We start from the raw sequence: 12,816 nt of genomic DNA, 5'->3' as shown, positions 1-12,816 counted from the left end.
ATGCAATTGCACTTAACTACTTGGTGTGAAGTCGAAGCTTATTTAGAGCGATCGCAAGGGATCATTTTACCGATTGGTTCCACCGAACAACACGGACCCACAGGCTTAATTGGCACTGATGCAATTTGTGCCGAAGAAGTCGCTTTTGGTGTGGGGGAAGCAACTCATGCCTTAGTTGCCCCGACTATTAATGTTGGTATGGCACTCCACCATACAGCCTTTCCTGGTACGATTAGTCTCCGACCCAGTACGATGATTTCGGTGATTCGAGACTACGTTACCTGTTTAGCTAGGGCGGGATTTAATAAATTTTTCTTTATCAACGGTCATGGGGGAAATATAGCTACTCTCAAAGCTGCCTTTGCCGAAACCTATGCCCATATAGCCGACCTAAATATTCCCAATGCTCACCTCGTCCAATGTCAAGTAGGCAACTGGTTTATGTGCCACTCCGTTTACAGTCTAGCCAAAGAACTATACGGGAATCAAGAAGGCTCTCACGCAACCCCAAGTGAAGTTGCTTTGACTCAATACATCTATCCAGAAGTAATCAAAAATGCTCCCTTATCGTCAGAAGTCGGTAGCGGACACAAAATCTATGGTGCTGCCGACTTTCAAAAACGCTACCCCGACGGGCGGATGGGATCTAACCCAGCTTTAGCTACGCCCGAACATGGCAAGCAATTTTACGACTTAGCTGTAAAAGAACTTAGCAACAACTACTTAGAGTTTTTAAATGAGCAATAATTTGAACTTTGGCAAAAACTTTAGGCGTTTTCTGTTGCTTTGATGCAGTAGGCACATCTCCAAAAAAGTAATGTACTTACTATAATTTATTGTAAATAATAATTTCCGCCGAGCAAATTTATTAATAGCTCGACGGAAATATATTAATTAAGCTTTAGTCAATTAAGGTGTAAGTTTGAGAACAGTCACTTTGTCTGTTACACCCACACTAATAGTTTTGTTGCTAATACCAATAGATGTTTCGGCTCTATTACCAGCATCATCCCAGGTAGAAAGCATTGCACTACGGATTGGAGTGTTTAAAGTCACTTTAGTAGGCATAGTTGGCGGATTGATAGTCCGAGTCGGCGTGGCGGTAATGTCACCGTTAGAAATTTCATGCCACAATACCAAATAAAATACGCCAGAGGATTTTTGTAGCAATAAGCTGTGTACGTACTGAGTCCGGTTGTATCCTGTGGGTGGAGTAACAGTTAGCGAATAGTCTAAAGCAGTAGGCGTAAAGGTCTTAGCATTAGTACCAGTATCTCTCAACCTAGCGATCATGTTTTTCAAAGCTGTATAAGCTGGCTTTGCACTCAAATCATTACGCAACAAACCAAAATTAGCTTCAGAATTGGTAGGTTGATTCCACTCATTAAGAAACTCGTAAGAGCAAGTGCGGACAATACCTTTGCGGAAGTATTCTAAAAACAAACGTGGCATATATTTGCCGTGTACCTGTTCGGAAATTCCTTTGGCGGTGTCAGTCGTAAAGTAGCCCGTTTCTGTTGCTGCCATCGGTTTAGAACCAAAGGGTGAGGCGTATACATCCGTTGCATAAGGATTTTCATCCATATTGATAGATGGGAAGTTGCCCTCGTAGTAGTATTTATTGATGGTATTGTAGCTAAAGGGGTAGTTAAAAGCGTTGCCACCAAAAGGATAGGGATGAAAATTACCCCAATCGACAACATTACTCAAGTCTCCTAAAGGTGATTTGTTGGCGTAGTCATAAGTGCGCCCCAAAGAAGGACCAATGACTGTAAGCCCTGCGGTAGCCGGATCACTCTTTAAAGCATCCCATGTATCTTTTGTGAGACTGCGGATATAAGAAACCCAGTACAAAGATGATGACGAATTGTCATTTAACTTGGCAGTGTCAGTTTTACGCCAGTAATAGTTACTGTAGTTAAGATCGATTTCATTAGCTATTTCTACCGCATCAACGACATTTGTACCTATTTTATTTTTAATAAGGTCGTTAATTTGGTGATACTGTCCATTTACCCAGTATGAAGAATTTGGGGCAACTCCAATGGTCGGATTCATAATATAAGTAGTTTTGATTCCTGCTGCTGCCAGTTCCTGGAATTTGGCAATAACATCGCTTCTTACACTGCCATCACGAATATGACGAACTCCCAAATCTACTAATTTTTGTTTGACTGTACTATATCTACTGCCGTAAGGAGTGTCGTCATAACCAAAATGGGTATTAACACAAATGCTATCTATAAAAGAGTCAGCACGTTTTGCTGTTACTGGAGCAGCTTGAACTGAGGGGATAGCTCCAGCAATCATTGGTAATATATTAGAGGCAGTCAATGTAGTTGCGGCGAATGCTAACTTGATCAATTTGTTGAGTTTGGTCTGAGATTTCATTTTGTTTGAACCTGTATATGAAAAATAAGTGTATTTGTCTAAATAAGAACAGCAAGCTTTGACCCTGCGGCTACAAAGCTTTTGCGTTAAGCAGGGAAGAAGTATTAGTTCTTGGTTTTAAACCTCTTAAGCGATTAAATAAACAGATCTGTTAGTATTGCGGACTAAGGAGAAGTTGTTGAAATCACTTAGGAGATTTTTAGTTAGTAATCCACGCTTGCGGAATTAAACCAATAATCTGAAATAGAACCAAAGTATTAATAATTTCTATAGTTAAAACTATTGACACTTTTAAGATGTGCAGAACTGGTTGAGTGTTAGCTGCATGAAAGCTTCACAAAACCACCCTACAACATAAAGATAATGCAATTATTAAGAGTAACAAAGCGAGATTGTACGGATTTATTTCAATTTGAAAACTTAATTTAAACTAGATTGCCGCATATATACTGGAGGTAGATATACTGCATTTACAAAAAATTGTTAGATAGTTGAGGTAAAAAGCTTAAATAATACTCTCTAATTCGAGGCTGGAGAGAGGATTACGCCGAGCAAACCAATCTACTGTCCTTGGACTTTGTAATTCTAGAGTGGTTGCAGTCTCTAGCTAAATTGATCTTACTTGCAGTGATTGCGCTTGTACCTATAAATCGAGTCAGTATATTTACATAGATTTGCGCCCAATAAAAAGATTATGTGAAGAAATTGAATTTGAGAATTAAGAGAATCGGGTGGGGACAACCAAAATTATTAATTACTATCTATACTCTTTTTTTCAGACTGTCTTAGAACAGGGATAATGCTTTAAGCAAAGCTGAGAAGAACTTGTAGAATTAGTAGATTTTGTTAAAACATCTGTATTACAGATTCAGCAGTTTTGTAATTAAAAATAGGCAGAGCGAGCCACAACAATGAATAGCTGTATAGTGCTAATTCTCGGAAAATCGCGATCGTCAAAAATTCGCGCCATAACTTTTCTCAGGTGCATTTAGATAATTTGCTTGTAGAACTACCGCAGTTAACATAGCTGGCGACGGCTACGAAAATATAAATGGTTATAGTCTAAGCTTTACCCATGCAACGATCTACCTTAGCGCCAGCAATTGCTCAAAAATACGATTTTTTGAGTTTGCCAGCTTCTTGCTGGACGTAATTTCTGTTCTTAATTCGTGCCGGAATTGATTAAACCAAAAATAGGTATGCTTTCCCTGGGAAACATACCTTTACACATATTCTCGAAACTATGGCAGATTTGCCCAACTTAATAAAATCGGAACGTTGGGATTTGAACCCAAGACCTCCACTACCCCAAAGTGGCGCGCTACCAAGCTGCGCTACGCCCCGTGCCAGAGAAACTATACTAACACAAATTTTGAGCAATAACTAACTAAAAAACTTGCAGAGTTTGCGCGGCTTGCAATAAACCATTAACGGCTGATTCGTTCCAGCTACCTTCCGCGCAACGTCCGTTTAAGATAATCAATCGCAAATTGTAGCTATGAGCATAGCCCGCAACTTCTAGCCAAAGTAAATTACTTTGCGCTTCACAAGTAATTTTTTCTTCATCCATTAATTCGCTGTTTAGCTGGTTCATGGTCTGGGCTAGTTGCATAGACAAGCGGCAAAAGTCTTGCAACTCCCCCTCTGTAAGTTCAATTGCCCAATCATCTGTACCTATTAATCCTTTAAACTCGACTGCTTGTGGATTCCAGCCAATTCGCCAACCAATGCCAGTTTTAAGTACCCGTTCCATTAGCTGTTTTTGACTGTACCAGAGTAAATCAGACCCCTCTGCATATCTAAAGTCAAAATTGTGCCATCTCGAATCACTTGAGTTGCTTGTTTTACACCCACAATTACCGGAACGCCAAGGCGCAACCCAATAATTGCGGCATGACTTGTCAGGCTCTCATCTTCAGTGATGATACCCGCAGCTTTGCGAATTGCCTCAATAAAATCTGCACTGGTGCGCGGTGCTACTAATATCTCTCCAGGGTTAAAGTTACCTACATCCATAGCAGTATGAGCCACCCTAGCACGACCGCTTACCGATCCTAAACCAAGCCCGATGCCTTGACCTAGTACGGCAGTGACAATTTCTACCTTAATTAGATCTGTCGAGCCTGCTACTCCTTGCAGCGCCCCGGCGCTCATGACGACCAAATCACCCTCGGATAGCAATTGTTTTTCTTGAGCTACATTAATTGCCGCTTGAAAAGTTTGACCCGCCGAAGGCAAATCTAATACCAACAAAGGTTTTACTCCCCATACTAGCTGCAACTGTCTGGCGACATCTACGTGAGGAGTTACAGCCAAAATTGGGTTGCGGGGGCGAAATTTAGAAACATTACGAGCAGTAGAACCCGTTTTGGTTAAAGTCATAATTGCGGCGGCATCTAATTGTTCGGCAATTTGCCCTACTGCTTGACTAATGGCATTGGGAATCGACTGACGAGTATCTTTAAGGTTGGCATTGGTAGCGGCTAAAGCGGGAAATTGCTCAATTCGCGTGGCAATTCGTGCCATTGTTGCGACAGCTTCTACGGGGTGCTTGCCTACTGCGGTCTCATTGGACAGCATGACGGCATCGGTTCCATCTAAGATGGCATTTGCTACGTCCGAAACTTCCGCGCGAGTTGGACGGGGGCTAGTAACCATACTATCGAGCATTTGAGTTGCTGTAATAATCGGAATTCCTAACCGATTTGCGGTAGCAATTAGCCGCTTTTGGAGAATTGGAACATCTTCGGCGGGGAGTTCTACGCCTAAATCACCTCTAGCGACCATTACTCCATCGCTGAGAGCTAAAATTGCCTCCATTTGCTCAATGGCTTCATGCTTTTCAATTTTGACTATGACGGGGACTTGCTTCCCAGCGTTAGAGATTAGTTGTTTGATTTCTAGTACGTCTTGGGGATTGCGGACAAATGATAAAGCTATCCAATCTACACCTTGATCTAAACCAAAAATTAAATCTTCCCGGTCTTTGTCGGTGAGTGCCTTGATAGACAAATAAACTCCTGGAAAGTTGACACCCTTGTTGTTGGAGAGCGTTCCACCCACAACAACGCGGCAGTGCAAGTTTTTGTTTGGGCGATCTATTTCTTCGACCTGCATTTCTACTCGACCATCATCAAGCAAAATTGCCGCCCCACAAGGTACTTCGTCGGCTAAAAGATCGTAAGTCACGCAGCTAATAGTTTGCGTGCCAACTATATAGTTGCTAGTTAAGGTAAATAAGTCGCCTTTTTTTAGTTCGATCGCACCCGTTTCAAACTTACCTAGACGAATTTTTGGTCCTTGTAAGTCTTGAAGAATGCCTACAGGCTGATTTAGTTCAAAGGCAATTTGCCGAATTAAGCGCACGCTTCTTTGATGATCGGCGTGAGTACCGTGAGAAAAGTTCAGTCGTAGAGTCGTTGCCCCTGCTTCTATAATTGCTTTCAATACTTCTGGCGTACTGGTAGCAGGTCCGATTGTAGCGACAATTTTTGTTCGGCGTTGAGAATCTCTTAGTTGCATAAAGCCTAAATTTGGAGAAAGGGACAAGGGAAGGTGACAAGGGAAGGTAAAGGGGACACAAGGCGAATTTTATTTAACTTCTGCCTACTACTTTTTCTTCACTGCCGCTTTCAAAGCTTGCTTGCAGCCTTACTGTAATGTGTTTTGTGCCATTTTGCTTCGCAATTATATCGTCATTAGGCTACCTCTATAGAGATAAGGAGGATGACTTGTGCGAAACAAAACTTTATTATCTTATTAGGCGTACTATTTGGTACGTGCAGATTAATTTATGAAGGAGTCAAAAATGCTCATGTCGGAGGCAAAGAAGCCACTGACAACAGTCCCTAGGGAATTTCTCAGCCCTCCTGGCGATCGCAATCCGACGTTACTGATGTTTGTAGCGGCGATTAGTGCGATCGCGTTATCCAACTTTGGTTACTGGCTTTGGGAGTGGCCCCACTGGTGTTGTTTTGTAACAAATACAATTTCTTTACATATTTGCGGGACGGTAATTCATGATGCTTGTCATAAGTCCGCTCACCGCAACCCCATCATTAATTCTGTTTTAGGTCATGGTAGTGCATTGTTGTTGGCTTTTGCTTTTCCCGTATTTACACGGGTACATCTGCAACACCACGCCCATGTCAACGATCCGGAAAACGATCCAGATCATTATGTTTCTACCGCCGGACCATTGTGGTTGATTCCCGTCCGGTTTTTATATCACGAGATATTTTTCTTCAAACGCCAACTGTGGCAAAAACAAGAATTGTGGGAATGGTTTTTTAGTCGCGCTTTAGTGGCAGTTATTTTCTACGTTTCGATTCAGTATCACTTTTTGGGTTATATTCTCAACTTTTGGTTTATTCCTACTGCCATAGTTGGGTTAGCTTTGGGGTTCTTTTTTGACTACTTGCCTCATCGTCCCCATCAAGAACGCGATCGCTGGAAAAATGCTAGAGTTTATCCCGGTAAAGTTCTTAATATCTTGATCATGGGGCAGAATTATCATTTGATTCACCACCTATGGCCCTCAATTCCTTGGTATAACTACCAAAATGCTTATTACGCAACTAAGCCGCTTTTAGATGCTAAGGGTTGTTATCAAACTTCGGGGTTGTTACAAAAAAGAGATTTTTGGAGCTTTATTTATGACTTATTTATTGGTATCCATCCCCATAAAAAAGCCGTAGTAATACCAAGGGAGCTTTCAGAGCAAACAGAAGTATTACCTGGATAACTTTATACTACCCAATCGGTGAAGGAGAAAATATTTGAGGCTGAGACAAATTCCAATCAGGACGTAAGCTTTGCGCTTCGCGCAAGTAGGTGTGACAAACTTTATGGCGATTAGTTGGAATATTGACAAGGATTAAAAAGCGGATGCAGCGTTGCAAACTACCTGCAACGTGCATCTGCTGGACATCTAGCATCGGTACATTGTCCCAGTACGGGCGGTGACGAGCGATCGCGGCGGGAAAAATAGCATCCAAGTCGCGGGTAGCAGAGAAAGTTGCACTGACAATCTGGGTTGGATCTAATTGATTTCGTGCTTCTGTCTCATCCAAAAGTTCTGTTACCGCTTCTGTAATTGCTTCAACTGTGTTTTCTGTAGCAGTTGTTGCCCCCCGAATTGCCTGAAGTCGCCACTCCACACCCAAGTCCTCCCGTATAGCTTTTAGAGTTTTTGTTGTAATATTAGCTGTTTTTTGGGTACATGAAGGCTTAATATTGTCCTACTTTTAGATCGTCAGCCTCAATTAAGGTCGATACATCCATAGTGGCAAACCACTGGTAGATAGTTCAAAGTCCAGCCAATCATTGCCCATGGCTAAACCAGATAGTTGCCTAAAGTCGCAAGTAAAAGCACTTGCCTTACCCGATTGATTATTTAGTAAGCGGCTTAAAAATGGTTTGCGTTCTTCCAAGGTGTAGCACTTCGTTTTCTCAGGGTCAAGTCCTACCAACTCGGCAGCCCATCGTCTAGCATCTTCTTCTGTACCTAATCTATCTACTACCCCCAACTCTAGGGCTTGTTGTCCGGTAAAAATTCGCCCATCAGCAAAGCTTTTTACTTTTTCAACACTTAAGTTGCGCCCTTCGGCGACAGTTTGCACAAATTGCAGGTAGCTTGTGTCGATTAGTTCTTGTAAAATATGCTGTTCTGGCTCGGTTAATTCGCGGTCAAATGCCAAAATATCTTTGTAGGGACCAGACTTAACTACCTTAAACGAAACCCCAATTTTTTCTAGTAAGCGTTCTATATTATTGCCACGCAAAATTACGCCAATACTTCCGGTAATTGTGCCAGGGTTTGCCACAATATGGTTTGCCCCTACGCCAATATAAACGCCACCCGAAGCGGAAATATTGCCAAAACTAGCAACAATTTTGACTTTTTCGCGGAGCTTTTTGAGGGCGCTATAAATTTCTTGAGAATCTCCCACCGTACCCCCAGGGCTATCAATGCGGAGTAATAAAGCCGGAAATCGTTTCTCCTCGACAGTTTTGAGAGCTTTTAATACTTGAACGCGCGTGTTAGAGGCGATCGCTCCAGTAATTTCTATGCGGGCAATTTGTTTTTGAAAACGAGGCTTAAAGGGCCAAATCATGAGCAGTCAGACCAGAAATTAAAAAATAAATTGGTATCCAGCGCTGCCATTGCTATTTTGTGATGCCAGCAATTGGTAAGCGCTGTATATATCTAGTTTGCCTCATTTAGGGCATTCCCTGTTTGACTATATCTATCGCTGCCAAATTTTGATTGTGCGATCTTTGCTACTGCTAATTAAATTGTTGTTGCTGGGAACTGTTGCTAAAGATAAAATCCAGTCGGAATGTGCGCCAAACTTATGAAGTAATTTACCGCTAGTAGCATCCCACAATTTAATTGTGGGTTCAATACCCGCGCTGGCTAACTGCTGCCCGTTGTTGCTAAAAACTAGAGCAACTATGCGATCGCGATGTCCAGTTAGTGTCTGCAATCGTTTCCCAGTTTGCGGGTTCCAAAGCTTGATAGTTTTATCCCAGCTACCACTAGCAAGTTTTTTGCCGTCGGGGCTATAGGCAAGAACTCTGACGGCATCAGTATGGGCTGTGATCGTCCGAATGGGCTCACCCGTTGACAGATGCCAGATTTTGATAGTTTTATCTTTGCCACCTGTAGCAAAAGTTTGTGCGTCAGGGCTGAGGACAAGGGAAAAAATCCGACTACTGTGTGCCGATTCAATAGTTTGGGCAGAACCTGTACGTAGATTCCAAATATTGACACTACCATCTTCACTAGCGCTAACTAGCGTTTGCCCATCTTTAGAAATCTCTACTGACCAAACGGGGCTAGAATGACCGGAAAATGTACCCATAAGCTTGCCTCTGGGCAAGTCCCATAATTTGATTGTGTTATCTCCACTCCCACTAGCTAAAACCTTTCCATCGGCACTGATCGATAAGGCTCTAACGGTATCTTTATGTGCCGATAAAGTACGCTGTAGCTGCCCTGTAGCGGCATTCCATACCTTTATGGTGTTATCTTCGCTACCGCTTGCCAAAACCTGCCCGTTGGCACTGATGGCGATCGCCCAAACAGACTGAGAATGACTTTTTAGAGTTCGGGCTAGGGTAATGTTGTTGACGCGATTACCCTTGAATAAGCTCGATTGTTTGCTTGGCGCAGCTTGTTGGGGAAGGGATTTTACTAAATAGTAGCCGCCAATCATTAAACTAATAGCTAAGCCAATGCCCATTATTGTCTTAGTAAAAATTGGGGAATCTGTCCGATTTGTTTTAGCTGGCGCTGGGACTGTTAGTGGTTGAGGAATGGGATCTGCTTGTACCTGCAAAGCTTGAATTACTTCTGTTGCAGTCTGGTAGCGCTCTTTGAAGTGGTAGCGTACCATGTTGTCGAGGATTTTTGTTAGGCGATCGCTAACTTTGGCGTGCTGCTGCCACAATATTTCTCCAGTTTCTTGATCTTCTAGTATTTGCGTAGGATCGAGTCCTGTAATTGCTTGAATTGCGATCATTCCTAACGCATAAATATCGCTGTTGGGGCGCGGTATACCTCGTTCTTGTTCTGGCGGGGCATAACCTGGCGTACCGATGGCAATAGTCGCCGCCATACCAAAAGCATAATTAGTAGAAGTTTTGCCACCTTCAGTAATTACTTGCGTCCAAGCTTGCTTGACTGCGCCAAAGTCAATTAAAACTAATTTGCGATCGCGCTGTCTTCTAATTAGATTGCTGGGTTTGATGTCTCGATGAATCAAGCCTTGGCTGTGAATGTACTCCAAAATGCTCAATACTTCGTGTAGTAACTCTATAACTTGAGTTTCACTCCACTGTTCGCCAGCATTTAATTCCTCTGTTAAGGGATGTCCGACAATCAATTCTTGAACTAAATAAAATTCATTGTCTTCTTCAAAATGAGCCAATAGTTGCGGAACTCGGTCATAGTTGCCTAATTTTTTTAGGGCTTCAGCTTCTCTACCGAGTAACTCGTCGAAAGTAGGGAGGTAATTTGCAACGTTGCTGGATGTCTGCTTGAGTTGTTTGATTACGCAGCTTGGACTGTCAGTAATCGAGATGTCTTTTGCTAGATAAGTTTGACAAAACCCTCCTGCATTGAGGGTATCGATAATTTGATAGCGTCCTTTGAGTAGCTTGCCTAGCATTGTCTAAATTACTGGTGTGTATAATTTTACTTGCCAACGAGGGATTGAAACTCTTTCTACAGATGCAATAGTCAGGGCGTTTACACCTTATGCCCTTTTTTGCTGTGAGTTTTGCTAAAGTCTAAAGTTGCTGGGTAAGAGTAAAAAAGTTATGAAAGCACAGGTGTTTAGAGGCGTTAATCAATTAAGTTACGAGGAATTGCCTGTACCAACTATTGAGAATGATGAAGTTTTAGTCCAAGTTCAGGTAGTGGGATTATGTCAGTCAGATATCAAAAAAATTCTTTATCCACTTTACGAACCACCGCGCATTTTTGGACATGAAACGGCAGGAATTATTGCCAAAATAGGTGAAAGCGTTAGCAATTGGCAAGTAGGACAAAGAGTAGTTGTCATGCACCATATTCCTTGTATGCGCTGTCAATACTGCCTACATGACAATTTTTCTATGTGCGATATTTACAAAAATATCTCGACAACGGCGGGTTTTAATGCTAGTGGTGGCGGGTTTGCCGAGTATGTCAAAGTTCCCGGTCATATTGTCCGTAATGGGGGTTTAATCCCCATTCCCGATCGCGTTAGTTTTGAACAAGCGAGTTTTGTCGAACCGACTAACTGCTGTCTCAAAGCTGTAAAAAAAGCCCAAATTGCTCCGGGTGAATCGGTACTTGTCACGGGCGCAGGTCCTATTGGCTTGATGTTTATCATGTTAATTAAGTATTTTGGTGGTAGAGCGATTTCTACGGATTTACTGCCTACTCGTTTAGAAAAGGCTTTGAGTGTAGGCGCTGAAGCGGCAATTGATGCTCGCGATCCCAATTTAACTGCAAACATACTAGCAATGACTGATGGCATGGGCGTTGATACTACTTTGCTTGCTGTTCCTAGCGATAAAGCTTTTTTCCAAGCCCTTGATTGCACTCGTAAAGGCGGCAAAATTTTGTTTTTTGCTGAGTTTCCAGACCAATTAGAGATTCCGATTAATCCCAATATTCTTTACCGCCGAGAGATCGATTTGATGGGTAGTTATAGTTCTTCTTATCGCTTGCAAAGTTTGGCGGCAGATATTGTTTTTAATCAACGAATTGATGTTAATGCTTTAATTAGCGATCGCTTTTCTTTGCAAGAACTTCCGGCGGCTGTTGCCAGAGCAACTTCCCCTCAGCCCGATACTTTAAAGATTCTGATCTATCCTGAATTAGAGTAGTTGGGCTAATTATAAAAATCTATCTTTGGATATATTTTTATAATTTTTAATAAAATGACACTGTTTAACTTTATCATCTATCTAACGATAGATATTTCTGCTGAATCTTGATAGTTATGAATCCATCTCCTACACGCGGACAAATAGAAAGAACGCTATCCCAGCGAATTCAATCTTTGTACCGCGCTCAATTAGAACATAAACCAAGTCGAGTAGTATGCCAAATTTTTGATGGAAAAATCGCGATTATTCTTGAAGACTCTATCACTCAACCAGAGCAAGTTTTAGTTAATAACGGTCAACAAGACTTAGCAGAGCAAGTACGTTCTGAGCTAGATGAGGCGCTGCAACCACAACTGAAAGCATTAATTGAAGAAGTAGTTGGAGTCAGCGTAATCGATCTATTAAGCAATGCTAAATTAGAGACAGGTCGTAGTGCTACTATTGCTATTTTGGCAGAAACACCCCAATTTCGCAATCCCTAACCTAGGCTGGCAATAGGCTTTGGATCTTAAGTTTTTGGTCTTGTATTTTTAGTTCTGCTTTGCAATACAACACCTAATACCTAACATCTAAACCTTTCAATCTAAGGAGTTCAGCTAAGATATATAGCGACGAATTATCGCTTCTAATTCATCAATTACATAAGGCTTAGTAACGCAGTCATCACAACCTGCCTTCACAAAATTTTCTTTGTCTTCTGCTCTTGCCATAGCTGTAACTGCAACAATTAAAATTTCCATCGTTTGCGGATTTTGCTTGAGACAATTAGCAACTTCTATTCCACTCAAATCCGGCAACATCATATCCAATAAAATTAGTTTTGGTTGATACTTTTGTGCCATAGTTATAGCACTTTCACCATCTTGAGCCGTAATAAAACAGCAGTCCATAATCGTTAAGAGTTCGCTGATTAATTGTAAATTGTCTTCATTGTCATCAACAGCTAAAATTAAAGGCTGAGTGTTATCTTGGGAGCCTATAGAAGGATTTTGGACGCTCATAATTAGGTTAAGGAAAGTCGTAGATAGACTAGCGGAAACT

General features: G+C 41.8%; 11 protein-coding genes and 1 tRNA gene. 4 read left to right on the top strand and 8 right to left on the bottom strand.

Annotation, left to right across the window (positions count from 1 at the left end):
• On the top strand, positions 1–747 hold the full coding sequence (locus AC2VE5_RS02375) for a creatininase family protein (protein ID WP_486886180.1): 747 nt from the start codon (positions 1–3) through the stop codon (positions 745–747).
• 162 nt (positions 748–909) lie between these two features.
• On the opposite strand, the gene AC2VE5_RS02370 is transcribed toward AC2VE5_RS02375, so the two are convergent.
• From AC2VE5_RS02370 to pyk, 4 genes are all read right to left on the bottom strand, one after another.
• Entirely contained in the window at positions 910–2,391 is a 1,482-nt protein-coding gene (locus AC2VE5_RS02370; RefSeq protein WP_486886179.1) for a hypothetical protein, read from the bottom strand.
• 1,270 nt (positions 2,392–3,661) lie between these two features.
• A tRNA-Pro gene (locus tag AC2VE5_RS02365) sits at positions 3,662–3,735 on the bottom strand.
• Between the two features lie 43 nt (positions 3,736–3,778).
• Positions 3,779–4,144 (bottom strand): DUF1818 family protein, encoded by a 366-nt coding sequence (locus AC2VE5_RS02360; protein ID WP_486886178.1) that lies wholly within the window; start codon positions 4,142–4,144, stop codon positions 3,779–3,781.
• Entirely contained in the window at positions 4,144–5,913 is a 1,770-nt protein-coding gene (gene pyk / locus AC2VE5_RS02355) for a pyruvate kinase (RefSeq protein ID WP_486886177.1), read from the bottom strand. Before pyk ends, AC2VE5_RS02360 begins: the two co-directional genes overlap by 1 nt.
• Before the next feature lie 286 nt (positions 5,914–6,199).
• On the opposite strand from pyk, the gene crtR reads away from it, so the two are divergent.
• On the top strand, positions 6,200–7,135 hold the full coding sequence (crtR, locus tag AC2VE5_RS02350) for a beta-carotene hydroxylase (protein ID WP_486886205.1): 936 nt from the start codon (positions 6,200–6,202) through the stop codon (positions 7,133–7,135).
• A gap of 7 nt (positions 7,136–7,142) precedes the next feature.
• Here the strand turns inward: crtR and aroH are convergent, their stop codons facing one another.
• The 3 genes from aroH to AC2VE5_RS02335 form a co-directional block, all read right to left on the bottom strand.
• A complete protein-coding gene (gene aroH / locus AC2VE5_RS02345; protein WP_486886176.1) occupies positions 7,143–7,550 on the bottom strand; it encodes a chorismate mutase in 408 nt (135 codons plus the stop codon).
• Between the two features lie 105 nt (positions 7,551–7,655).
• Positions 7,656–8,507 (bottom strand): signal peptide peptidase SppA, encoded by an 852-nt coding sequence (gene sppA, locus AC2VE5_RS02340; protein WP_486886175.1) that lies wholly within the window; start codon positions 8,505–8,507, stop codon positions 7,656–7,658.
• A gap of 132 nt (positions 8,508–8,639) precedes the next feature.
• On the bottom strand, positions 8,640–10,565 hold the full coding sequence (locus AC2VE5_RS02335) for a protein kinase domain-containing protein (protein WP_486886174.1): 1,926 nt from the start codon (positions 10,563–10,565) through the stop codon (positions 8,640–8,642).
• Between the two features lie 151 nt (positions 10,566–10,716).
• Here AC2VE5_RS02335 and AC2VE5_RS02330 point away from each other — a divergent pair, with 151 nt between their 5' ends.
• The gene (locus AC2VE5_RS02330) at positions 10,717–11,772 is read left to right on the top strand and encodes a zinc-dependent dehydrogenase (protein WP_486886173.1); all 1,056 of its coding nucleotides are present in this window, start codon (positions 10,717–10,719) and stop codon (positions 11,770–11,772) included.
• 116 nt (positions 11,773–11,888) lie between these two features.
• On the top strand, positions 11,889–12,257 hold the full coding sequence (locus AC2VE5_RS02325) for a Na-translocating system protein MpsC family protein (protein WP_486886172.1): 369 nt from the start codon (positions 11,889–11,891) through the stop codon (positions 12,255–12,257).
• A gap of 114 nt (positions 12,258–12,371) precedes the next feature.
• Here the strand turns inward: AC2VE5_RS02325 and AC2VE5_RS02320 are convergent, their stop codons facing one another.
• Complete coding sequence (locus AC2VE5_RS02320; RefSeq protein ID WP_486886171.1) at positions 12,372–12,776, bottom strand: response regulator; 405 nt, start codon at positions 12,774–12,776, stop codon at positions 12,372–12,374.
• Positions 12,777–12,816 lie beyond the last annotated feature (40 nt).

This window comes from Aliterella sp. E5.1 (assembly GCF_057473825.1).
The sequence above is the reverse complement of the archived record's forward strand: the minus strand, read 5'-3'. Positions and strand labels throughout refer to the sequence as shown.